Raw genomic sequence first — 21,003 nt, forward strand, 5'->3', positions numbered from 1 at the left:
CCCGCCGTCCACAGGATCTCCTGTGGACGGCGGGGCCGTTCGATTGCGGGGCCGCTCGACGACGGGACCGCTCGACGACGGGACCCTTCGACGACCGGACCCTTCGACGACGGGCCGTGGCTACGAGGTCATGGCGACGGGCCGGCCCGGGATCAGACGGTCTCGACGGTCTTCGGTGCGGCGTCCGCGGCGGCGGCCTCGTCCTTCTTCGGCAGGCCGGTGCCGCGCAGCGCCACCTCCTTGACGAAGAAGGCGAGGACGAAGCCGAGGACGGACACGGCCGCGGCGACCAGGAAGGCCGAGTGGGTGCCCGCGGCGACCGCGTGCTGGTAGGCCTCGCGCAGCGCCTCCGGCAGCTTGGCGAGGCTCGCGGCGTCGAGCTGCGCCGAGTGCGCGGTCGCGGCGCCGCCGCCGCGGGCGGCCATCTCGTCCTGGACCTGGTGGTTGAACAGGGCGCCCATGATCGCGACGCCGAAGGACGAGCCGAGGGTCCGGAACAGGGTGGTCGAGGAGGAGGCCACGCCCATGTCCTTCATGTCCACGCTGTTCTGCGCGACGAGCATGGTGATCTGCATCAGGAAGCCCATGCCGGCGCCGAGGAGGGCCATGTAGACGCCCGAGACGAACCGAGTGGTGTCGGTGTCCATCGTGGAGAGCAGGTACAGGCCCACGACCATGAACGCGCCGCCGATGATCGGGAAGATCTTGTACTTGCCGCTGCTGGTGGTGACCCGGCCGGCGATCATCGAGACGACCATCATCGACAGCAGCATCGGCAGGAGCAGCAGGCCGGAGTTGGTCGCGGACGCGCCCTGCACGGACTGCTGGAAGAGCGGCAGGAAGAGCACCGCGCCGAACATCACGAAGCCGGTGAGGAAGCCGATCGCGGACATCAGCGTGAAGTTGCGGCTGCGGAAGATGTGCAGCGGCATGATCGGGTCGCTCGCGCGGGTCTCGACGAAGAGGAAGGCCGCGAGGGCCGCCACCCCGCCGACGGCGAGACCGATGATGTTGGCCGAGCTCCAGGCGTACTCGGTGCCGCCCCAGGTGGTGACCAGGACGATCGCGGTGATGCCGACGGTCAGGAGGGCGGCGCCGGCGAAGTCGATCCGGGTGCCGGAGGCCCGCTCCTTCTTCGGCAGGTGGAGCACGGTGGCGAGCATCGCGAGCGCGACGGCGCCGAGCGGCAGGTTGATGTAGAACGACCAGCGCCAGCCCCAGTGGTCGGTGATGGTGCCGCCGACCAGCGGTCCGCCGATCATGGCGAGCGCCATGATGCCGGCCATCATTCCCTGGTACTTGCCGCGGTCCCGCGGCGGGATGAGGTCGCCGATGATCGCCATGACGCCGACCATCAGACCGCCGGCGCCCAGGCCCTGGACGGCGCGGAAGCCGATGAGCTGGCCCATGTCCTGGGCCATGCCGCTGAGCGCGGAGCCGATCAGGAAGATCACGATCGACGTGAGGAAGACGCTCTTGCGGCCGAACATGTCGCCGAGCTTGCCCCAGATGGGGGTGGAGGCGGCGGTGGCCAGGGTGTAGGCGGTGACGACCCAGGAGAGGTGCTCCAGGCCGCCGAGCTCGCCGACGATCGTCGGCATCGCGGTGCCGATGATCATGTTGTCCAGCATCGCGAGCAGCATCGCGATCATGAGGGCGAGGAGGACGACGCGGACGCTGCGCGGCTGGTCGACCGTCTCCTCTGCTGCTGTGCTGTGTTTTTCGGTCATCGCCATGTCGTCCCCGCCACTTCCTTACTTGCCGCCCGGCTAGTTACTACACTGGGGAAAGTAGACCGGTAACTAGCCGGGCGTCAAGTAAGTATCGGTGGAAGCGAGAGACCATGGCCCAGGCCCGAGGCAACACCCGTCAGCGCATCCAGGACGTGGCCCTCGAACTCTTCGCCGAGCAGGGGTACGAGAAGACCTCGCTGCGCGAGATCGCGGAACGCCTCGACGTCACCAAGGCCGCGCTCTACTACCACTTCAAGACCAAGGAAGACATCCTCATCAGCATCTTCGAGGACCTCGCCCGGCCCATGGACGAGCTGATCGAGTGGGCGGGCGAGCAGCCGCGCACCCTGGAGACCCGGCAGGAGGTCCTCCGCCGCTACCAGAAGGCGCTGCTCGCCGCGGCCCCGCTGTTCCGCTTCATGCAGGACAACCAGGCGGCGGTGAGCAAGCTGAGCGTCGGCCTGACCTTCAAGGAGCGCATGATCGCGCTGACCCGGCTGCTCCAGGACCCGGACTTCTCGATGGCGGACAAGGTCCGCTCCATCAGCGCGGTCTTCACGATGCACGCCGGGACGTTCTTCATGCAGAACGTCGAGGGCGACCCCGAGGAGAAGCAGGAAGCCGTCCTCGAGGTCGCCCTCGATCTGATCAGGCAGGCGCATCACGCCTGACGATCGTGCGTCAGATGGAGACGCCGTGGGACCGCAGGAAGGCGGCCGGGTTCACGGCGGAGCCGTAGTTCGGGGTGGTGCGGATCTCGAAGTGAAGGTGCGGGCCGGAGGAGTTGCCGGTGTTGCCCGAGAGGGCGATCTGCTGGCCGGCGGCGACCTTCTGGCCGATGTTGACCTTGATCTTCGACAGGTGGGCGTACTGCGAGTACGTGCCGTTGGCGTGCTTGACGACGATCGCGTTGCCGTACGCGGGGCCGTCGCCGCCGCCGTTCGGGCCGGCCTTCACGACGGTGCCGGCGCCGGCGGCCTTGACCGGGGTGCCGACCGGGACGGCGAAGTCCTGGCCGGAGTGCTTGTGGGCCCACATGGCGCCGCCCTGGTTGTAGCTCGCGGTCAGGGTGTAGGAGCTGACCGGCTTGACCCAGGAGGGGGCCTTCTTGGCGGCGGCGACCTTGACGGCCTGCGCCTTCGCGGCGGCGGCCTTCAGCTGCGCGGCCTTGATCTGGGCGGCCTTGGCCTGAGCGGCCTTGATCTGGGCGGCCTTGGCCTGCGCGGCGACCTGGGCCTGGACGTTGGCCTGCTTGGCCAGGGCGGCGGACGCGGCGACCGCGGTCTGCGGGTTGGCGACGGCGGCCTTGCCCTCGGCGGCGAACGCGGAGCCGGCACCGGCCACCAGCGACGCTCCCAGACCCGCGGCGGCGAGGGCGACGGCGGTGGTACGGATGCTGGGCTTCATGACGCGCTTCGACATACGGGGGAGAACCTCCGGACAGAACGGGACCCGGCGTGAGAGTGGTCAGCGCCGGGCTTGCTCATCCTTGGTAACCCGGACCCCCATCCCGGCCAAAACACCCCATCTACGACATCACGTCGTAGCGATCTCCGTGGCAGTTCAGCTCTTGACGGCCCGAGGGAACACGGGCGAATTCGGACAAAGCGACCCGCGTAGACCTGTTTAACCGCATGTCGCGAGGGCCCCAACCGCCCGAAAGGCAGCCGCTCACCCGCTTCGGGGCACTCCAGGACCAAGGTCCCGGTGGTTCACCCGTGAACGTCCCGATTCCTTCCCGTAACCCCTCACTATTCCGCCTAGTACCCCTCGAAACCCCTGTGCGCCTTGTCACCACGGCCGGCCCGCGAAGGTGCCGCGAATGGGACCTGGGTCACGCCACCGAACCCCTCGGAACCCCCTCCACGACCCCTCCGGGCGGGTTAGCTTCCGAGGCATGACCGACACCACGCCCAAGATCGAACTGGCCGATGCCATCGCCTCCGTACGCGAGCAGCTGCTCATCGCGGCCGGCCGCGCCACCGGCCAGGCCGTCGCCTTCGAGGTCGGCGACATCGAGATGGAGTTCTCCGTCGAGCTCCGGAAGGAGGCGAAGACCGGCGGCAAGATCAAGGCCTGGGTCGTCGAGGCGGGCGCCGACGCGAGCCGCTCGCGCGGCGACACCCACCGGGTCTCCTTCACGCTGAAGCCCCGCAACCCCGCGACGGGCGGGGCGTGGCTGGTGGGGAACGAAGAAGAGGCGGACCTGTCGGGCTTCGCCGCCGACGGGACGGAGGGCCGGTGAGGACCAGCCAGTTCGTGTTCGCCGTCCTGGGCAAGCGCCAGGGCACCGGCGTGCTCCTCCCCGGGAACCTGATCCTGACCGCCGCCCACGTCATCGGCGGCGCCCACAGCGCCACCGTGGCCGGCATGCACCGCGAGCCGCAGCGGTTACGCGTGGTCTGGTCCGACGAGCGGCTCGACGCCGCGTTGCTGCTCAGCGAGCGGCGCCTCGGCCCGACTCCCCAGCTGAGCACCGTCGCGACCGACCGCCCGATACCCGGCTGCATGATCCTCGGCTTCCCGCACATCCAGCGCGACGAGGAGCGGAGGCCGGACCTCGACCAGTTCACCGGCACCGTCCTGCCCATGGCGGGGCTGCTGCGCCACACCCTGACCGTCGAGCTCGACCGCCCTCCCGCCACCGAGGCCGCGGACGGCCCGTCCCCGCTCGCCGGCCTGTCGGGGGCTCCCGTGTACGCCGACGACGGGCTCCTCGGCATCGTCCGGTCCGTCCCGCGCGGGCGCGGACACCGCCGTCTGGAATGCCTGCCCCTCACCGCCCTCCTCGCCGACAACGAGGCGTACCGCTGGCTCCCCGACGACTTCGCCCCACCCCGCCCCGTCACCGCCACCCACCCCCACGACCAGCCCTACGAGGAGGAGTACGCCGAAGCCGTCGGCGCCGCCTACCGCCGCACCCGGATCTTCGGCCTGGACGAGCTCGGCAAGCGGGCCTCCGAGTGGGACCTCGACACCGCCTACCTCTCTCTGGAGGCCGCACCCCCCGACCGGGAGACCGTGCCCGTGCCCCGCCGGATCGACGACCTGCTGGCCGACCGCCCCCGCGTACTGCTGCGCGGCGACGCCGGCGCGGGGAAGACCACCCTCGTCTGGTGGCTGGCCTCCCACGCCGCCGCCGGGACCCTCGGGCCCGAGCTCGCCAAGCTCAACGGGCTCGTGCCCTTCGTCGTACCGCTGCGCTCCCTGCGCACCCGCGGCGGCGGATTCCCTTCCCCCGCCGAGCTGCCCGGCGTCGCCGGCCTGGTGATCGACGCGGCACCCGACGGCTGGGCGGGCCGGGTCCTCGCCGCCGGGCGGGCGCTGCTGCTCGTCGACGGCCTCGACGAGGTCACCCAGGACGACCGCGACGACGCCCACACCTGGCTCAGCGGGCTCCTCGCCCGCTACCCGGACACCCGCTGCGTGGCGACCGTGCGCCCGCACGCCGTCGCACCCGACTGGCTGGGCGCCGAACGGTTCGAGGAGCTGACTCTCCTGCCGCTGCGCGGCGAGGACATCCAGGCCTTCGTCACCGCCTGGCACGACGCCGCCCGGCTGGACGCGGGCCCGGACGAGAACCTGGCCGCCCTCGAACACGACCTGGCCCAGCAGTTCCGCCACAACCCCAGCCTCGCCGAGCTGGCCCGCACCCCGCTCCTCTGCGCCGTGATCTGCGCCCTGCACCGGCTGCGCGAGGGCTTCCTGCCGGAGACCCGCTGGGAGCTGTACGACTCCGCCCTCACCATGCTGCTCGGCGCCCGCGACGAACGGCGCCGGGTCGGCACGCCCGACGGCATCCGCATGTCCGTCGAGGAACACCGGCAGCTCCTGCAACGCCTGGCCGCGCGCCTGGTCCGCGCCGGCGGCCAGACCGAGTTCACCCGTGAGCAGGCCCTCCAGCGCCTGGAGCACGACCTGCCCAGCATGCCCCGCGTCCGGGCCCAGGGCACGCCGGAGGAGATCTTCACCCATCTCATCAACCGCAGCGGTCTCCTCCAGGAGCGCACGGACGACGTCTTCCAGTTCGCCCACCGCACCTTCCAGGACTTCCTCGCCGCGAAGGAGTTCGTCGAGGACGACAGCCTCCACGAGCCGTTGCACCGCGCCTACGACCAGCAGTGGCACGACGTCCTCCTCCTTTCCGCCGGCCACTGCACCCGCCGCGACCTCCCGGTCCTGGTGGAGGGCCTCCTGAAGGCCGGGTCCGACACCCGCAGGCGGGACCTGAAGACGACGCTGTACGTCCTGGCGGCACTGGCCGCGCAGCACGCGGCATGGCTGGACGAGGCGCTGCACCGGCGGGTCCGGAAGGCGGTGAAGTCGATGATCCCGCCGCGGAACCGGGAGCAGATCTCGCAGCTGGCCCGCCTCGGCGGCTACGTGCTGCCACTGATCCCGGACCCCCGGGAGGTCACGGGCGAGGCGGCCGGGATGTGCGTCGACCTGATCGGCGAGATCGGCGGATCCGCCGCGCTCCCCACGGCCGAGGCGTACGCCTCCGTCGACCACGGGCGGATCGCCCGCTTCTGGAACAGGTTCCCCACGGAGGCCTTCGCCCGGAACGTCCTCAGCCGGATGCCGTCCAACGCCGTCATCGGCGCGTCCACGGCGGAGCAGCTGCGGCACGTCCGCCGTGTCGCCAGCATCCACAGCCTCATCGTGACCGGCTCCCACGCCCCCGAGGCGCTCGTGTCCGCCCTCGCGGGCCGGAAGCCGGCGGCGCTCAGCCTGCTCGACAACCCCCTGCTGGCGGACCTGGACCTGCTGCGGTCGGTGGACTGCTCGCGTCTGGAGACGGTCGTCGTGGAGGAGTGCCCCGGCCTGCGAGGTGTGTCGGCCCTGGCCGGCCTGCCGGCCCTCACGCGCTTCCAGCTCCTCAACGTCCCCGCGGACGCCACGCTCGACCTCCGCCCGCTGATCGAGACGCAGGTGCGCATCACCGTCTCTGGCACACCGCGCAAGAACGTCCTCGGCGCCGGCGTCCTCGGCGACCGGCTCGCCGTGCGCTAGGCACGCCCTCGTGCACGCGAAAGGGGCGGCCCCGGAACCACCAGGTTCCGGGGCCACCCCTTTCAGCCGTTCAGGCCCGGCTCAGCGTCACGCGTCCTTCGACAGGTTCGGGCCCGCACCGCCGGCCGCCTCCACCGGAGGAACGTCCGGGAGAGCCGACTTCTCCTCGCCGCGGAAGGTGAACTTCTTCTCCTCACCCTCGCCCTCGGTGTCCACGACCACGATGTGACCGGGGCGCAGCTCGCCGAAGAGGATCTTCTCGGAGAGCGAGTCCTCGATCTCGCGCTGGATCGTCCGGCGCAGCGGCCGGGCGCCCAGAACGGGGTCGTAACCCTTCTTGGCGAGGAGCTCCTTCGCGGACTGGGAGAGCTCGATGCCCATGTCCCGGTCCTTCAGGCGCTCGTCGACGCGGCCGATCATCAGGTCGACGATCTGGAGGATGTCGTCCTGGGTCAGCTGCGGGAAGACGATGATGTCGTCCACACGGTTGAGGAACTCCGGGCGGAAGTGCTGCTTCAGCTCGTCGCTGACCTTCGCCTTCATCCGCTCGTAGTTGGACTTCGTGTCGCCCTGGGCCGCGAAGCCGAGGTTGAAGCCCTTCGAGATGTCCCTGGTCCCGAGGTTGGTCGTCATGATGATGACCGTGTTCTTGAAGTCCACGACCCGGCCCTGGGAGTCGGTCAGTCGACCGTCCTCCAGGATCTGGAGAAGGGAATTGAAGATATCGGGGTGGGCCTTCTCGACCTCGTCGAAGAGGACCACGGAGAACGGCTTGCGGCGCACCTTCTCGGTGAGCTGGCCGCCCTCCTCGTAGCCCACGTATCCGGGCGGGGAACCGAAGAGACGCGAGACGGTGTGCTTCTCGCTGAACTCCGACATGTCGAGGGAGATCATCGCGTCCTCGTCGCCGAAGAGGAATTCGGCGAGCGCCTTGGACAGCTCGGTCTTACCGACACCGGACGGGCCGGCGAAGATGAACGAGCCGCCGGGACGCTTCGGGTCTTTGAGACCGGCCCGCGTACGCCGGATGGCGCGCGAGAGGCCGATGACGGCGTCCTTCTGGCCGATGACGCGCTTGTGGAGCTCGTCCTCCATGCGGAGCAGTCGCGAGGACTCCTCCTCGGTCAGCTTGAAGACCGGGATGCCGGTGGCGGTCGCGAGGACCTCGGCGATCAGCTCGCCGTCGACCTCGGCGACGACGTCCATGTCGCCGGCCTTCCACTCCTTCTCCCGCTTGGTCTTCGCGGCGAGGAGCTGCTTCTCCTTGTCGCGCAGCGAGGCGGCCTTCTCGAAGTCCTGCGAGTCGATCGCGGACTCCTTGTCCCGGCGGACGGAGGCGATCTTCTCGTCGAACTCGCGGAGGTCCGGCGGCGCGGTCATCCGGCGGATGCGCATCCGGGAACCGGCCTCGTCGATCAGGTCGATCGCCTTGTCCGGCAGGAAGCGGTCGGAGATGTAGCGGTCGGCCAGGGTGGCGGCCTGGACCAGGGCCTCGTCCGTGATGGAAACCCGGTGGTGGGCCTCGTAACGGTCGCGCAGACCCTTGAGGATCTCGATCGTGTGCGGCAGCGACGGCTCGGCGACCTGGATGGGCTGGAAGCGGCGCTCGAGGGCCGCGTCCTTCTCCAGGTACTTCCGGTACTCGTCGAGCGTGGTGGCACCGATGGTCTGGAGCTCACCGCGGGCCAGCATCGGCTTGAGGATGCTGGCGGCGTCGATCGCGCCCTCGGCGGCGCCCGCACCCACCAGGGTGTGGAGCTCGTCGATGAACAGGATGATGTCGCCGCGGGTGCGGATCTCCTTGAGGACCTTCTTCAGGCGCTCCTCGAAGTCACCGCGGTAGCGGGAGCCGGCGACCAGCGCGCCGAGGTCCAGCGTGTAGAGGTGCTTGTCCTTGAGGGTCTCGGGCACCTCGCCCTTGACGATGGCCTGGGCCAGGCCCTCGACGACCGCCGTCTTGCCGACACCGGGCTCGCCGATGAGGACCGGGTTGTTCTTCGTACGGCGGGACAGCACCTGCATGACCCGCTCGATCTCCTTCTCGCGCCCGATGACCGGGTCGAGCTTGGACTCGCGGGCCGCCTGGGTGAGGTTGCGGCCGAACTGGTCGAGGACCAGGGACGTCGAGGGGGTGCCCTCGGCAGGACCGCCGGCGGTGGCGGCTTCCTTGCCCTGGTAGCCGGAGAGCAGCTGGATGACCTGCTGCCGGACCCGGTTGAGATCGGCGCCCAGCTTCACGAGGACCTGGGCGGCGACGCCCTCGCCCTCGCGGATCAGGCCGAGCAGGATGTGCTCGGTGCCGATGTAGTTGTGGCCGAGCTGGAGGGCCTCCCGGAGCGACAGCTCCAGGACCTTCTTGGCACGAGGGGTGAAGGGGATGTGCCCGGACGGGGCCTGCTGGCCCTGGCCGATGATCTCCTCCACCTGCTGGCGGACCGCCTCGAGCGAAATCCCGAGGCTCTCCAGGGCCTTAGCGGCGACACCCTCACCCTCGTGGATAAGGCCCAGGAGGATGTGCTCGGTGCCGATGTAGTTGTGGTTGAGCATCCGGGCTTCTTCCTGAGCCAGGACGACAACCCGCCGCGCGCGGTCGGTGAACCTCTCGAACATCGTTAATCGCTCCTCAGAGCGGTCAGTCAGTTAGGGGTCGATCCCCTCCCTGTCCTTCCGCAGCTTAGTCCCGCAAGCGGGGACCGCTCATTCCAACTGCCGACATCCGTCCGGATCACCCCCTTACTTCTTGGGGAGACCTGCTGCCGAACAGCCGACAAATGCTCCAACTCGATGGTGCGAGACGATGTTCCCGCAGGCCAAGCTGTTACCCGCGCCTCCAGTACGCCGATGGCGAACGTGAGACGCTTCTGCCCGCGAGACGCCCCTCCTCACATGGAATGTCTTACCCGTAAGGACTGACACTCCATGCGGCACACCCCGGTTCCCTCCGCTACGGGCGAACAACCTTGCGCGGTCGAATGCACCCGTACGCCCCCATCATGGACACTCCGTGCACCGGATCAAGGACCCTGCGTGACCGCGAGCGTGAGCCGTCGGCCCCTCCGGGCGTAACCCTCGGGCCCTCGGCGGCGTTTCCCCTGTATGGCCTTCACCGTCCCGCCTCCCCGTTCGCCGCTCGACGGCGGCCGGGCGCTGGCGCGGTGGTACGAGCACGAGCTCGGCTGGGCGACCTCGGCCGGGCCTCCGGTGCAGCTGGTCACGGGGCTGCGCTTCGACGTGCTGGAGCTGCCGGCGACGGCCGGCCGCGGCGTGCTGCGCCGGATGGGCGCCGCCGTGGGTCCGGTGGCCCTCATGGGGCGGCGGATGCGGCTGCTCGTCGCAGCGGGGAGCGCGGAGGAGCTTCCCGGGCTGCTCGACTGGCTGGAGTGGGGCGGGATCTCACTGGATCTGGCGATGCTCGGCACCGACGGCCGGATGACCGCCCCCGTTCCCCCCGGCTGGAGGCCGACCGGACGGAGCGCCTCCGGCTCGCCGGGTGCCTCGGTGTGGCTGAGGGCCCCGGAGCCGGGACGCGAGGTCGAGTCCTCGCTGCCGGCCCTGCGGCCCTCGCGGGGCGGTGCGGACGCCCCCTGTCTGGCGCGGCTCGTGGCCGCGGCCGCCGCCGAGTGTCATCGGGCGCGGCTGCTGAGTGCTGCCCGGGTCCACCGGCCGGAGCCGGCGGGGACGGTCGCTCAGCAGCAGCTGACGGCTCAGCGGTTCGCGTCCTCGTAGGCAGCCTTGATGTCGGCGGGCACGCGGCCGCGGTCGTTCACGTTGTAACCGTTCTCCTTGGCCCACGCGCGGATCTTCGCGGTGTCCGGGCTGCCGGCGGAGGCGGCGACGCGGCCCTTGCCACGGGTGCCGGCGCTACGGCCACCGGTACGACGGCCACCCTTGGTGTACGGCTCGAGCAGGCCACGGAGCTTGTCCGCGTTGGCGGTGGTGAGGTCGATCTCGTAGGACTTGCCGTCCAGCGCGAACGTCACGGTCTCGTCCGCCTCGCCGCCGTCGAGGTCGTCGACAAGAAGGACCTGAACCTTCTGTGCCACCGGATTTCCTTTCATCGAAAATGCAGTACGCGGAAAGGAAACCGCTTTTCCCGGAAAAACACAAACCCCCGGCAGAGGTTCAGAAGCCCGGCAACGCGGGAAACGTGCGCGATTCGGACATAGGCACTCCGATCCGCGCCGCCCTCACAGGTGCAGAAGCATGCGGCTGTTGCCCAAGGTGTTCGGCTTCACTCGTTCGAGACCGAGGAACTCCGCGACGCCCTCGTCATAGGAACGCAGGAGCTCGCTGTAGACATCTCCGTCGACCGGAGTCTCGCCGATCTCGACGAAGCCGTGCTTCGCGAAGAAGTCCACTTCGAAGGTGAGGCAGAAAACCCGGCGGACCCCGAGCCAGCGCGCGGTGTGCAACAACTTGTCGAGCACCTGATGCCCCACTCCGGCGCCCTTGAAGTCGGGATCGACGGCGAGAGTGCGGACTTCGGCGAGGTCTTCCCACATCACGTGCAGGGCCCCGCAGCCGACGACCGTGGCGTCCTCGTCACGTTCCGCGACCCAGAACTCCTGGATGTCCTCGTAAAGGGTCACGGTCGCCTTGTCGAGGAGGATGCCGCGGCGCACGAAGGGATCGACGAGCCGGCGGACCGCCGCGACATCTGACGTGCGGGCCCGGCGCACGGTGACGGCATTGGCGGAAGCGGAAGTCGCTGATGACGCGGATGACATGGGGGGACGTTATCGCCCAGAGCCCGTGGACTCCTCGCCGCCCTCGGCCGATTCTCCGGAATCGGCGGATTCGGTGGATTCGGCGGCCGCGGGGGGCGCGGGGGCCGGGGCGGGCTCGGGGTTGTCCCGCTGGACGATGCGGATGGCGTCGTTGAGCGCCTCGCGCTGTTCGGACGACATCATGCCGAAGAAGGCGACGAGGGCGGCGGCGGGGTTGTCGCTCTGCGCCCAGGCCTCGTTCATCAGTGCCGCCGAGTAGGCGGCGCGGGTGGAGACCGCCGTATATCGATAGGCGCGGCCTTCGACTTCCCGGCGCACCCAGCCCTTCTGATGGAGATTGTCCAATACGGTCATGACGGTGGTGTAGGCGATGGACCGTTCCTGCTGGAGATCCTCCAGGACTTCCCGGACGGTCACCGGGCGGTTCCATTGCCAGACGCGCGTCATGACGGCGTCTTCCAGCTCTCCCAATTGACGGGGCACGGCGCCACCTTAGTGCGAGATCTCCTCATACATACCTAATTGCGGTGAAAACACCGCAGGAGGCAACAAAAAGGACGTACGGCCTGGCGTGGTCGTACGTCCTCGGTGTGCCGGTGCCGCCGCGGGGACCGCTTACGGGGCGGAGGTGCCGCCCTGCTGTCGGGCGGACTCGGCGCGGGCGAGGGCGGCGTCCACGGCGGCGTCCTCCTTGGCCTTGTTCTGCCCGCCCTGGGTCTTGACGATCGTGACGACGAGAGCGATGAAGAACGCGGCCATCACGACGGGGGGCAGGAGCGCGGATACGTAGTCCATGGGTCCAGAGTAGCTATCCGGCCGCCCGCTCCTCGGGCGGGGGCGGCGGCACGGGGCGTCGGCGCGGCGGGAACACCTCGGAGGGCTTGGGCACCGGGCGCTCGCCGGGCGCGGGCGGCTTGGGACCGGGCTTGGCCGGACCACTGGGCGCGGGCGGCTTGGGGCCCTCCTCGGCGGCCCGGCCGCCGGGCAGGGCGAGCAGTCGGGTGCGCGGCTGCCGGAGCTGCCGGGCCTGCGCGAGGCTGCCGACGGGCGAGGGCTGCGGGACCCGCGCCTGGGCGACCTTGGCGAGGCGGGCCCGGACGGATCGTTCCGCCAGGACCTGGCAGCGGGCGAGAAGAACGGCGGCCGCGGGGTTGCCGCGCAGCGCCCGCAGCGCGGCGAGGTCTTCGGCCCCGGGGTCGTAGCCGGTGGACAGGGCGTCCTGGAGGAGCTCCAGATAGCCGGTGAGGGAGCCGGGCAGGGCCTGGCGGTAGCGGACCAGGTCGGCGAGGAGGAAGGCCCGCAGCCGCCCGGCCTCGCGGACTGCTTCGTCCACGGAGTCGGCCAGGCGCAGGCAGTCCTGGACGTCGTCGTCCTGAAGGGGGGCAGGGTTGAGCGCGGTGGCGAGGGCGCGACGGAGCACACGCAGCTCGTCCGCGCTGAACGCCATGCCGCCGCGGGATCCGTAGGGCGTGGGCATGGACCGACGATACGCGCTAATCGGACAATTCCGCCGCTTATCGATCTTCACGGCGGGTCGATCCAGCCGGACGGCCCAACCGGACGCCGGGGGGGTCGGCCGGGCCGGAGGAGCCGGGTCGGGCGGGCCGTAGGGACCAGGCCCGAGGGGCAAGCCCGGGAGGGCGGCCGGGCGGGGCCAGTGGGCCTGCAGGCCCCCGCCCTGCGGGGCGAGGTCGGACGGGCCCGGGTGGGACAGGTCTGGTGAGCCGGGCGGAACCCGGGCCGGGCGGGCGGGGGTCGGCGGGATGCCGTCACGACGCTCCGGGGCCGCTCGACGCGTCACCCGGCGCAGCCGGCCAGGCGGGCCCGGGCGGAGCCCGACGGCAGCAGGCCCGGAAGGGCGGGTCGGCGAGGCGGGTCGGGCAGGTCTGGTGAGCCGGGCGGAGCCCGACGGCCGCAGGCCCGGAAGGGCGGGTCGGCGACACGGGTCGGGCAGGTCTGGTGAGCCGGGCGGGGCCCGGGTCGGATGGGCCCGGGTCGGGCGCGATGCAGTCACGACGCTTCAGGGCCGCTCGACGCGTCACCCGGCGCAGCCGGGCAGGCGGGCCGGTCGGGCGGGCCGCAGGGGGCACAGGCCCGAGGGGCGGCCCGGAAGAGGCGGCCCGGGCGGAGCCGACGGCCGCAGGCCCGGAAGGGCGGGCCCGGGCAGAGCCGACGGCCGCAGGCCCGGAAAGGGCGGGCCCGGGCAGAGCCGACGGCCGCAGGCCCGGAAGGGCGGGCCCGGCGTGCGCCCGCCGGGGCTACATCCGGGCCACGTTCCGCTCGTAGACCAGACGGAGGCCGATCAGGGTCAGCCACGGCTCGTGGGCGTCGATCTCCTTGGAGTCGGCGAGGACCATGGGCGCCAGACCGCCGGTCGCTATCACCGTCACGTCCGACGGGTCGCCGCCCGCGCCGACCAGCTCCCGCTTCATCCGCCCGACCACGCCGTCGACCTGGCCCGCGTAACCGAAGACGATGCCCGACTGCATGGCCTCGACCGTGTTCTTGCCGATCACGCTGCGCGGACGGGCCAGCTCGATCTTGCGGAGCATCGCGCCCTTGACGCCCAGCGCCTCCACCGAGATCTCGATGCCCGGGGCGATCGCGCCACCCGCGTACTCGCCGCGCACGGTGATCGCGTCGTACGTCGTCGCCGTGCCGAAGTCGACGACGATCGCCGGACCGCCGTACAGCTCCACGGCCGCCACGGCGTTGATCACGCGGTCGGCGCCGACCTCCTTCGGGTTGTCCGTGAGGACCGGGACGCCCGTCTTGACGCCCGGCTCCACCAGGACCGCGGGGACGTCGCCGTAGTAGCGGCGGGTCACCTCGCGCAGCTCGTGCAGCACCGAGGGGACCGTCGCACAGATCGCGATCCCCCCGATGCCGTCGCTCAGCTCGACACCGAGCAGCGGATGCATGCCCATCAGGCCCTGCAGCAGGACCGCCCACTCGTCGGCGGTGCGCCGCGGGTCGGTGGAGATGCGCCAGTGCTCCACGATCTCGTCGCCGTCGAAGAGACCGAGGACCGTCTGGGTGTTGCCGACGTCGATCGTGAGCAGCATCAGACGGCCGCCTCGCGCAGGTCGAGTCCGATGTCGAGGATCGGGGAGGAGTGGGTGAGGCCGCCCACCGCCAGGTAGTCCACGCCGGTCGCCGCGTACGCCGCCGCGTTCTCCAGGGTGAGCCGGCCGGAGGACTCCAGGACCGCCCGGCCGGCGACCAGGGCGACCGCCTCCTCGGTCTCGATCGGCGTGAAGTTGTCCAGCAGGATCAGGTCGGCGCCCGCGTCCAGGACCTCGCGGACCTGGTGCATCGTGTCGACCTCGACCTCGATCGGCACGTCCGGGAACAGCTCCCGCACGGCCTTGAAGGCCTGGGCCACGCCACCGGCGGCGACCACGTGGTTGTCCTTCACCAGGGCCGCGTCCGACAGCGACATGCGGTGGTTGACGCCGCCGCCGCAGCGCACCGCGTACTTCTCCAGGGCGCGCAGGCCCGGCGTCGTCTTGCGGGTGTCGCGGACCTTCGCCTTCGTGCCCTCCAGGGCGTCGGCCCACCGGCGGGTCGCGGTCGCGATGCCGGACAGGCGGCACAGGATGTTCAGGGCGCTGCGCTCGCCGGTGAGCAGGTCACGCGTGCGGGCGGTGACGCTGAGCAGCAGGTCGCCTGCCTCCACGCGCTCGCCGTCCTCGACGTGCCGCTCGACCTCGAACTCGTCGGTGCAGACGATCGACAGGACCGCCTCGGCGACCCGCAGACCGGCCACGACACCGGCCTCGCGGGCGGTGAAGTCGGCGGTCGCGACGGCGTCCTCGGGGACGGTCGCCACGGTCGTCACGTCCACGCCGCCGTCGAGGTCCTCGGCGATCGCGAGGTGCGCGATGTCCTCGACCTGCACCGGGTCGAGCCCGGCGTCGGCGAGGAGCTGGGCGAGCGCCGGGTCGAGCCCGCACTCGAACTCGTCGGCCCCGCCGCAGCCGCAGCCGTCGCCGCAGCCGCCGGCGGACTCGGCCGGGGCGGCGTTGATCTGGATCAGGGGGACGTCCACGGGCTGCGGACGTGCTTCCTCGGGCGTGCTCACGACAGCGGCTCCAGGTGTGCGTCGGGGGTTACGGGCGGAAAGTCTGCGCCGCCGGTGCGGCGGACCACCAGTCGGCGGTCGGACGTCAGGCGGACGACCAGGTGGCGGCGCCAGTCGCGGTCGTCGCGGTCGGGGAAGTCCTCGCGCCAGTGGCAGCCGCGGGTCTCGCCGCGCTCCTGCGCGGCGGCCACGAGGACCCGGGCGACGCACAGCAGGTTGGTGGTCTCCCAGGCGTCCACGCCCGGCTCGGCCGCCTTGCGCTCCTCCTCGGCGTCGAGCCGCAGCCCCTCCAGGGCGTCGGCCGCGTCCGCGAGGCTCCCGGCGGAGCGCAGCACGCCCGCGCCCTCGGTCATGATCCGCTGGATCCGGCGGCGGGCCTCCGGCTCGATCAGCGTGAGGACGGTGGGCGCGCCCGGGAGGACCGGCAGGCCGGAGCGGTGCGGGCCGTGCGCGGTGATGTCCGCGGCGATCCGCTCGGCGAAGACCAGGCCCTCGAGGAGCGAGTTCGACGCGAGCCGGTTCGCGCCGTGCACGCCGGTGCAGGCGACCTCGCCGCACGCGTACAGGCCGGGCACCGTGGTGCGGCCGTGCAGGTCGGTGCGGATGCCTCCGGAGGCGTAGTGGGCGGCCGGGGCGACCGGGATCGGCTCGGTGACCGGGTCGATGCCGTGGGCCCGGCAGGCCGCCAGGATCGTCGGGAAGCGCTGCTCCCACATCTCGGCGCCGAAGTGCCGGGCGTCGAGGTACATGTGCTCGGTGCCCTGCTCCTGCATCCGGCGCGTGATCGCCTTGGCGACGATGTCGCGGGGCGCGAGCTCGGCCAGCTCGTGCTGCCCGGCCATGAAGCGGACCCCGTCGGCGTCGACGAGGTGGGCGCCCTCGCCCCGTACCGCCTCGGAGACCAGCGGCTGCTGGCCCTCGGAGCCGGCGCCGAGGAACAGCACCGTCGGGTGGAACTGGACGAACTCCAGGTCGGAGACCTCGGCGCCGGCGCGCAGCGCGAGCGCGACGCCGTCGCCGGTGGACACGGCCGGGTTGGTGGTGGCGGAGAAGACCTGGCCCATGCCGCCGGTGGCGAGCACCACGGCGGGCGCGTGGACGGCGCCGACGCCGTCGTGCTGGCCCTCGCCCATCACGTGCAGGGTGACGCCTGCGGTGCGGCCCTCGGCGTCCTTCAGGAGGTCGAGGACGAGGGCGTGCTCGATGAAGCGGACGCCGCGGTCCCGTATCGCCTCGACGAGGGCGCGGGAGATCTCGGCGCCGGTCGCGTCGCCGCCGGCGTGCGCGATCCGGCGGCGGTGGTGGCCGCCCTCGCGGGTCAGGGCGATCTCGCCGTCGTCGGCGCGGTCGAAGTCGGCGCCCGTGGCGATGAGCCGGCGGACGGCGTCGGGGCCCTCGGTGACGAGGGCCCGCACGGCCTGCTCGTCGCACAGCCCGGCGCCCGCGACGAGCGTGTCGTCGAGGTGCTGCTCGGGCGTGTCGCCCTCGCCGAGCGCGGCGGCGATGCCGCCCTGCGCCCAGCGGGTGGAGCCGTCGTCGAGCCGGGCCTTGGTGACGACGACCGTGCGCAGCCCGGCGGAGGTGCAGCGCAGGGCCGCGGTCAGGCCCGCGACTCCCGAGCCGACCACGACGACGTCGGCGTCGACGGTCCAGCCGGGGGCGGGCGCGTGCAGCCGTATTCCGGTCACTTCGTGGCTCCGAAGGTCAGGGGGATGTTGTCGATGAGCCGCGTGGTCCCCACCCGCGCGGCGACGGCGAGGATCGCCTCGCCGTCGTGGTCGTCGGCGACCTCGGTGAAGTCGGCCGGGTCGACCAGGGCCAGATAGTCCAGGGCGAGCGGCGGGTCGGCCTTCCCCGCGTCGTCCAGTACGGCACGGGCGGCGGCCCGTACGGCCTCGACGCCCCCGCCCTCGGCGGCCTGGGCGACCGCGTGGGCGTCGGCGGCGGCGCGGGCCTCGCCGAGCCGGGACAGGGCCTCGGCGCGGTTCTCGGCGCGGCCCTGGGCGCCGGGCAGCGCGTCGGCGCGGGCGCGCAGCGCCGCCTGGGCGGCGAGCCGGTCGCGGGCGGCGAACAGGGCGCGGGACAGCGCGAGGGCGGTGTGGCGCTCCTCGGCCGACAGGTAGCGGTTGCGGCTGGACAGGGCGAGGCCGTCGTCCTCGCGGACGGTGGGCACGCCGACGATCTCGACCGGGAAGTTCAGGTCGCGGACCATGCGGCGGATCAGGGCCAGCTGCTGGGCGTCCTTCTGGCCGAAGAAGGCCAGGTCGGGCGAGGTGAGGTGGAGGAGCTTGGCGACGACGGTGAGCATGCCGTCGAAGTGGCCGGGCCGGGAGGCGCCTTCCAGGCGCTCGCCCATGGGACCCGCCGTGATCCGCACCTGCGGCTCGCCGCCGGGGTAGACCTCGTCGGCGCCGGGGGCGAAGACCACGCTCGCCCCGGCGTCGAAGGCCAGCTCCAGGTCGGCGTCCAGGGTGCGGGGGTAGCGGTCGAGGTCCTCGCCCGCGCCGAACTGGAGCGGGTTGACGAAGACGGTGACGACGACGAAGCCCTCGCTCCCGACGCGCTCGCGGGCGGCGCGGACCAGGGTGGCGTGGCCCTCGTGGAGGGCTCCCATGGTCATGACGACGGCGTTGCGGCCGGGCGCGGCGCCGAAGCGGGCGCGCGCGCCGGCGAGGGCCTCGACCGTGGGCACCAGCTCGGCCGGCTGGTGGCGGCTGTTCCCGGTGCTCTTGCGGTCGAGCAGGCTCATCGGTCGTCTCCTTGCGGCCCGTCGGCGGGACCGGCGGTGCCGGGGCCGCCCTGGGGGCCGGTGGCGTGCGCCGTCTCGGCGAGGACGCCCAGCAGGTCCTCGGCCAGCTCGGGCTTGAGCAGGCCGTGCGCGAGCGCCCGGTCGGCGGTGGCGCGGGCCATCGCGAGATAGCCGGCGACGGTGCCGGGCGCGTGCTTGTGCAGCTCCGCCACATGGGCGGCGACGGTGCCCGCGTCGCCGCGTGCGACGGGGCCGGTCAGGGCGGCGTCGCCGGACCGCAGCGCGTTGTCCAGGGCGGCGCCGAGCAGCGGGCCGAGCATCCGGTCGGGCGCGGCGACGCCGGCCGAGCGCAGCAGCTCCATGGCCTGGGCGACCAGGGTGACCAGGTGGTTCGCGCCGAGGGCGAGGGCCGCGTGGTAGAGCGGGCGGTTCTCCTCGGCGATCCACTCGGGCTCGCCGCCCATCTCGATGACCAGGGCCTCGGCGGCGAGCCGCAGCTCCTCGGGCGCGGTGACGCCGAACGAGCAGCCGGCGAGCCGCTGGACGTCCACGGAGGTGCCGGTGAAGGTCATGGCCGGGTGCAGCGCGAGCGGCAGTGCGCCGGCGCGGCGCGCCGGGTCGAGGACCCGCACCCCGTACCGCCCGGAGGTGTGCACCAGGAGCTGTCCGGGCCGGACGGCGCCGGTGTCGGCGAGGCCCTCGACGAGGCCGGGCAGGGCGTCGTCGGGCACGGTGAGCAGGACCAGGTCGGCGAGGGCGAGGACCCGCGCGGGCTCCACGACCGGCACGTCCGGCAGCAGCACCGCGGCGCGGCGACGGGAGGCGTCGGAGACCGCGGAGACGGCGACGGGGCGGTGTCCGGCGAGCTGGAGGGAGGCGGCGAGGGCGGGACCCACACGGCCCGCGCCGACGACTCCGACGGTGAGCCTGGCGGGGCGGTCCTCGGCCCGGTCCACCTGCGGGTGCCGGGGTTCTGGTGGTGCGTTCACTGTTTCGGGTCGGCCTTCCGTTCCAGTCCTCGGTGGGTACCGGACGATTTCTGGTCATGCTACGCCAGCGTTTCGCGCTCGCTCGTGGCTGTCCACAGGGTGTGGGCGGCGGTGTGATGATCTGCCCATGGAGGATCAGAGCGAAGATCGGTACGAGGGTCGGCACGAGGGTCCGCACGAAGATCAGGACGGGGGCCCGGGCGAGGGCCGGGACCTCGAACCGGCGCGGGTGCGCCGGGCCAGGCTATGGGGCGGCGCGCCGCGCAAGCTGTGGGAAGCGTCGATGGACGGCAGCGCGGGCGCGCGGCTGCGCGAGCTGGCGGACTGGGCGTCCGGCTCCCCGTACGGCGACGGGCCCGTCGACGTGTACGGCGACGCCGTGGTGGAGGAGCTGGAGCGGCGGGTCGCGGAGGAGCTGGGCTTCCCGGCCGCGGCGTTCTTCCCGACCGGGACCATGGCCCAGCAGGTCGCGATGCGCTGCTGGGCCGGACGGACGGGCGACCCGGTGGTCGCGCTGCACCCCCTGGCCCACCCGGAGCTGCACGAGAACGGCGCCTTCGGCGCCGTCAGCGGCCTGCGCACGGTCCACCCGACCGACGAGCCACGGCTGCCGACGGCTGACGAGGTGCGCGAGCACCCGGAGCCCTTCGGGGCCCTGATGCTGGAGCTGCCCCTGCGGGACGCCGGCTTCGTCCTGCCCACCTGGGAAGAGCTCGTCGACGTCGTGGACGCGGCCCGGGAGCGGGACGCGGTGGTCCACTTCGACGGGGCGCGGCTGTGGGACTGCCCGACGCATTTCGGCCGCCCGCTGCCGGAGATCGCGGGGCTCGCGGACAGCGTGTACGTGTCGTTCTACAAGTCCCTCGGCGGCATGTCCGGCGCGGCGCTGGCCGGCCCGGAGGGCCTGGTCGAGGAGGCGCGGCTCTGGCGCCACCGGTACGGCGGCCAGGTCTTCCAGCAGTACCCGGCGGCCCTGTCGGCCCTGCGCGGCCTGGAGACCGAGCTGCCCCGGCTGCCCTCGTACGTGGCGCACGCGCGCGTGGTGGCCGAGGCGCTGCGGGAGGCCCTCACGGAGGAGGGCGTCGGCTGGTTCCGGATCCACCCGGAGGTCCCGCACACCCACCAGTTCCAGATCTGGCTCCCGTACGACCCCGAGGCCCTCACCGCGGCGTCGCTCGCCCAGGCGGAAGAGACGGGCACCACCCTCTTCCGCCGCTGGTTCCCCGCCCCGCTGGGCGGCCCGCCGGGCGTGGCGGCAACGGAGGTGACGGTGAACGGGCCGGGCCTGGAGTGGACGCCGGAGGACGTGAAGAGCGCCGTACGGGACTTCCTGGCGCGGGCGCGCTGACGGCGGGACCTGATAGGGCGCGGCGGGCCGCAGTGGCGCGCGCCGGGCCCTCGGCAGCGCGGAACACTGCCGCCCTCCGCGGGGCGCCTGCCCGCGCCGAAGGCGGCAGGCCCTAGCTGGGGTGGAGCCACCTCCGGACGGCCAGGCGGAGCCGGCCGGTGGCCGGGCGGCCGACGATCACGGACTCGAAGCGGTGGTGGTCGCGGGCCGCGCGGAGGGCAGCGACGTCGTGGGTGCCGGGCGGCGGCGGGGCGGGGTCGCCGTGCCGGGCGGCGCGGTAGCTGTCCAAGAGGTGCTGCTGGAGCGCGTTCATGGGCCCACCGTGCGCCCGGCGCCCGCCGTCCCGCCCGCCGATTGACG

Annotated in this window: 19 protein-coding genes; 5 read left to right on the forward strand and 14 right to left on the reverse strand. The window is 72.3% G+C overall.

The window, feature by feature from the left end; all coding sequences use genetic code 11:
* Nucleotides 1-152 precede the first annotated feature (152 nt).
* Nucleotides 153-1,730, reverse strand: coding sequence for a DHA2 family efflux MFS transporter permease subunit (locus ACFY8W_RS17105; RefSeq protein ID WP_391106809.1), 1,578 nt, complete (start codon nucleotides 1,728-1,730; stop codon nucleotides 153-155).
* Between the two features lie 113 nt (nucleotides 1,731-1,843).
* Between ACFY8W_RS17105 and ACFY8W_RS17110 the strand changes: the two genes are divergently transcribed.
* A complete protein-coding gene (locus ACFY8W_RS17110; protein WP_391105629.1) occupies nucleotides 1,844-2,404 on the forward strand; it encodes a TetR family transcriptional regulator in 561 nt (186 codons plus the stop codon).
* A 10-nt stretch (nucleotides 2,405-2,414) separates the two neighbouring features.
* Here the strand turns inward: ACFY8W_RS17110 and ACFY8W_RS17115 are convergent, their stop codons facing one another.
* A complete protein-coding gene (locus ACFY8W_RS17115; RefSeq protein WP_391105631.1) occupies nucleotides 2,415-3,155 on the reverse strand; it encodes a peptidoglycan DD-metalloendopeptidase family protein in 741 nt (246 codons plus the stop codon).
* A gap of 475 nt (nucleotides 3,156-3,630) precedes the next feature.
* Here ACFY8W_RS17115 and ACFY8W_RS17120 point away from each other — a divergent pair, with 475 nt between their 5' ends.
* Nucleotides 3,631-3,978, forward strand: a complete 348-nt coding sequence (locus ACFY8W_RS17120) for a trypco2 family protein (protein WP_391105633.1) — start codon at nucleotides 3,631-3,633, stop codon at nucleotides 3,976-3,978.
* Complete coding sequence (locus ACFY8W_RS17125; protein ID WP_391105635.1) at nucleotides 3,975-6,746, forward strand: NACHT domain-containing protein; 2,772 nt, start codon at nucleotides 3,975-3,977, stop codon at nucleotides 6,744-6,746. The genes ACFY8W_RS17120 and ACFY8W_RS17125 overlap by 4 nt, the downstream gene beginning before the upstream one ends.
* 87 nt (nucleotides 6,747-6,833) lie before the next feature.
* Here the strand turns inward: ACFY8W_RS17125 and ACFY8W_RS17130 are convergent, their stop codons facing one another.
* Complete coding sequence (locus ACFY8W_RS17130) at nucleotides 6,834-9,356, reverse strand: AAA family ATPase (protein WP_391105637.1); 2,523 nt, start codon at nucleotides 9,354-9,356, stop codon at nucleotides 6,834-6,836.
* A 486-nt stretch (nucleotides 9,357-9,842) separates the two neighbouring features.
* Between ACFY8W_RS17130 and ACFY8W_RS17135 the strand changes: the two genes are divergently transcribed.
* Nucleotides 9,843-10,472 carry an SCO3374 family protein gene (locus tag ACFY8W_RS17135; protein ID WP_391105639.1) on the forward strand — a complete coding sequence of 210 codons (630 nt, stop codon included), beginning with the start codon at nucleotides 9,843-9,845 and terminating at the stop codon, nucleotides 10,470-10,472.
* Here the strand turns inward: ACFY8W_RS17135 and ACFY8W_RS17140 are convergent.
* The 10 genes from ACFY8W_RS17140 to ACFY8W_RS17185 all read right to left on the reverse strand — a co-directional run bounded on the left by ACFY8W_RS17140 (nucleotide 10,451) and on the right by ACFY8W_RS17185 (nucleotide 19,295).
* Nucleotides 10,451-10,789 carry a histone-like nucleoid-structuring protein Lsr2 gene (locus ACFY8W_RS17140; protein ID WP_391105641.1) on the reverse strand — a complete coding sequence of 113 codons (339 nt, stop codon included), beginning with the start codon at nucleotides 10,787-10,789 and terminating at the stop codon, nucleotides 10,451-10,453. The two genes, ACFY8W_RS17135 and ACFY8W_RS17140, sit on opposite strands and share 22 nt — an antisense overlap.
* Nucleotides 10,790-10,933: 144 nt before the next feature.
* Nucleotides 10,934-11,473 (reverse strand): amino-acid N-acetyltransferase, encoded by a 540-nt coding sequence (locus ACFY8W_RS17145; RefSeq protein ID WP_391105643.1) that lies wholly within the window; start codon nucleotides 11,471-11,473, stop codon nucleotides 10,934-10,936.
* 9 nt (nucleotides 11,474-11,482) lie between these two features.
* A complete protein-coding gene (locus ACFY8W_RS17150; RefSeq protein ID WP_391105645.1) occupies nucleotides 11,483-11,956 on the reverse strand; it encodes a BlaI/MecI/CopY family transcriptional regulator in 474 nt (157 codons plus the stop codon).
* A 132-nt stretch (nucleotides 11,957-12,088) separates the two neighbouring features.
* Nucleotides 12,089-12,268: a hypothetical protein gene (locus tag ACFY8W_RS17155; RefSeq protein WP_391105647.1), complete on the reverse strand. Its 180-nt coding sequence runs from the start codon at nucleotides 12,266-12,268 to the stop codon at nucleotides 12,089-12,091.
* Nucleotides 12,269-12,281: 13 nt separating this feature from the next.
* Nucleotides 12,282-12,920, reverse strand: a complete 639-nt coding sequence (locus ACFY8W_RS17160) for a hypothetical protein (RefSeq protein ID WP_391106811.1) — start codon at nucleotides 12,918-12,920, stop codon at nucleotides 12,282-12,284.
* 811 nt (nucleotides 12,921-13,731) lie between these two features.
* Nucleotides 13,732-14,538, reverse strand: coding sequence for a type III pantothenate kinase (locus ACFY8W_RS17165; RefSeq protein WP_391105649.1), 807 nt, complete (start codon nucleotides 14,536-14,538; stop codon nucleotides 13,732-13,734).
* Complete coding sequence (gene nadC, locus ACFY8W_RS17170; protein WP_391105651.1) at nucleotides 14,538-15,557, reverse strand: carboxylating nicotinate-nucleotide diphosphorylase; 1,020 nt, start codon at nucleotides 15,555-15,557, stop codon at nucleotides 14,538-14,540. Before nadC ends, ACFY8W_RS17165 begins: the two co-directional genes overlap by 1 nt.
* Nucleotides 15,554-17,245 carry an L-aspartate oxidase gene (locus tag ACFY8W_RS17175; protein ID WP_391105653.1) on the reverse strand — a complete coding sequence of 564 codons (1,692 nt, stop codon included), beginning with the start codon at nucleotides 17,243-17,245 and terminating at the stop codon, nucleotides 15,554-15,556. Before ACFY8W_RS17175 ends, nadC begins: the two co-directional genes overlap by 4 nt.
* The gene (gene panC, locus ACFY8W_RS17180) at nucleotides 17,242-18,306 is read right to left on the reverse strand and encodes a pantoate--beta-alanine ligase (protein ID WP_391105655.1); all 1,065 of its coding nucleotides are present in this window, start codon (nucleotides 18,304-18,306) and stop codon (nucleotides 17,242-17,244) included. The genes ACFY8W_RS17175 and panC overlap by 4 nt, the downstream gene beginning before the upstream one ends.
* Complete coding sequence (locus ACFY8W_RS17185; RefSeq protein WP_391105657.1) at nucleotides 18,303-19,295, reverse strand: DUF2520 domain-containing protein; 993 nt, start codon at nucleotides 19,293-19,295, stop codon at nucleotides 18,303-18,305. Before ACFY8W_RS17185 ends, panC begins: the two co-directional genes overlap by 4 nt.
* A 127-nt stretch (nucleotides 19,296-19,422) precedes the next feature.
* On the opposite strand from ACFY8W_RS17185, the gene ACFY8W_RS17190 reads away from it, so the two are divergent.
* The gene (locus tag ACFY8W_RS17190; protein WP_391105659.1) at nucleotides 19,423-20,643 is read left to right on the forward strand and encodes a beta-eliminating lyase-related protein; all 1,221 of its coding nucleotides are present in this window, start codon (nucleotides 19,423-19,425) and stop codon (nucleotides 20,641-20,643) included.
* Nucleotides 20,644-20,755: 112 nt separating this feature from the next.
* Here ACFY8W_RS17190 and ACFY8W_RS17195 read toward each other — a convergent pair whose 3' ends face one another.
* The gene (locus ACFY8W_RS17195; RefSeq protein ID WP_391105661.1) at nucleotides 20,756-20,956 is read right to left on the reverse strand and encodes a hypothetical protein; all 201 of its coding nucleotides are present in this window, start codon (nucleotides 20,954-20,956) and stop codon (nucleotides 20,756-20,758) included.
* Nucleotides 20,957-21,003: the final 47 nt, after the last annotated feature.

This window comes from Streptomyces sp. NPDC012637 (genome assembly GCF_042954805.1).
Taxonomy (GTDB): Bacteria; Actinomycetota; Actinomycetes; order Streptomycetales; family Streptomycetaceae; genus Streptomyces.

Bases quoted from the DNA above. Each gene is read 5' to 3' on its own strand.
- ACFY8W_RS17145 (WP_391105643.1), bottom strand. From the start codon at position 11,473: ATGTCATCCGCGTCATCAGCGACTTCCGCTTCCGCCAATGCCGTCACC.
- ACFY8W_RS17105 (WP_391106809.1), bottom strand. From the start codon at position 1,730: ATGACCGAAAAACACAGCACAGCAGCAGAGGAGACGGTCGACCAGCCG.
- ACFY8W_RS17120 (WP_391105633.1), top strand. From the start codon at position 3,631: ATGACCGACACCACGCCCAAGATCGAACTGGCCGATGCCATCGCCTCC.
- panC (WP_391105655.1), bottom strand. From the start codon at position 18,306: ATGAGCCTGCTCGACCGCAAGAGCACCGGGAACAGCCGCCACCAGCCG.
- ACFY8W_RS17130 (WP_391105637.1), bottom strand. From the start codon at position 9,356: ATGTTCGAGAGGTTCACCGACCGCGCGCGGCGGGTTGTCGTCCTGGCT.
- ACFY8W_RS17155 (WP_391105647.1), bottom strand. From the start codon at position 12,268: ATGGACTACGTATCCGCGCTCCTGCCCCCCGTCGTGATGGCCGCGTTC.
- ACFY8W_RS17110 (WP_391105629.1), top strand. From the start codon at position 1,844: ATGGCCCAGGCCCGAGGCAACACCCGTCAGCGCATCCAGGACGTGGCC.
- ACFY8W_RS17195 (WP_391105661.1), bottom strand. From the start codon at position 20,956: ATGAACGCGCTCCAGCAGCACCTCTTGGACAGCTACCGCGCCGCCCGG.
- ACFY8W_RS17165 (WP_391105649.1), bottom strand. From the start codon at position 14,538: ATGCTGCTCACGATCGACGTCGGCAACACCCAGACGGTCCTCGGTCTC.
- ACFY8W_RS17135 (WP_391105639.1), top strand. From the start codon at position 9,843: ATGGCCTTCACCGTCCCGCCTCCCCGTTCGCCGCTCGACGGCGGCCGG.
- ACFY8W_RS17190 (WP_391105659.1), top strand. From the start codon at position 19,423: ATGGAGGATCAGAGCGAAGATCGGTACGAGGGTCGGCACGAGGGTCCG.
- ACFY8W_RS17160 (WP_391106811.1), bottom strand. From the start codon at position 12,920: ATGGCGTTCAGCGCGGACGAGCTGCGTGTGCTCCGTCGCGCCCTCGCC.
- ACFY8W_RS17115 (WP_391105631.1), bottom strand. From the start codon at position 3,155: ATGTCGAAGCGCGTCATGAAGCCCAGCATCCGTACCACCGCCGTCGCC.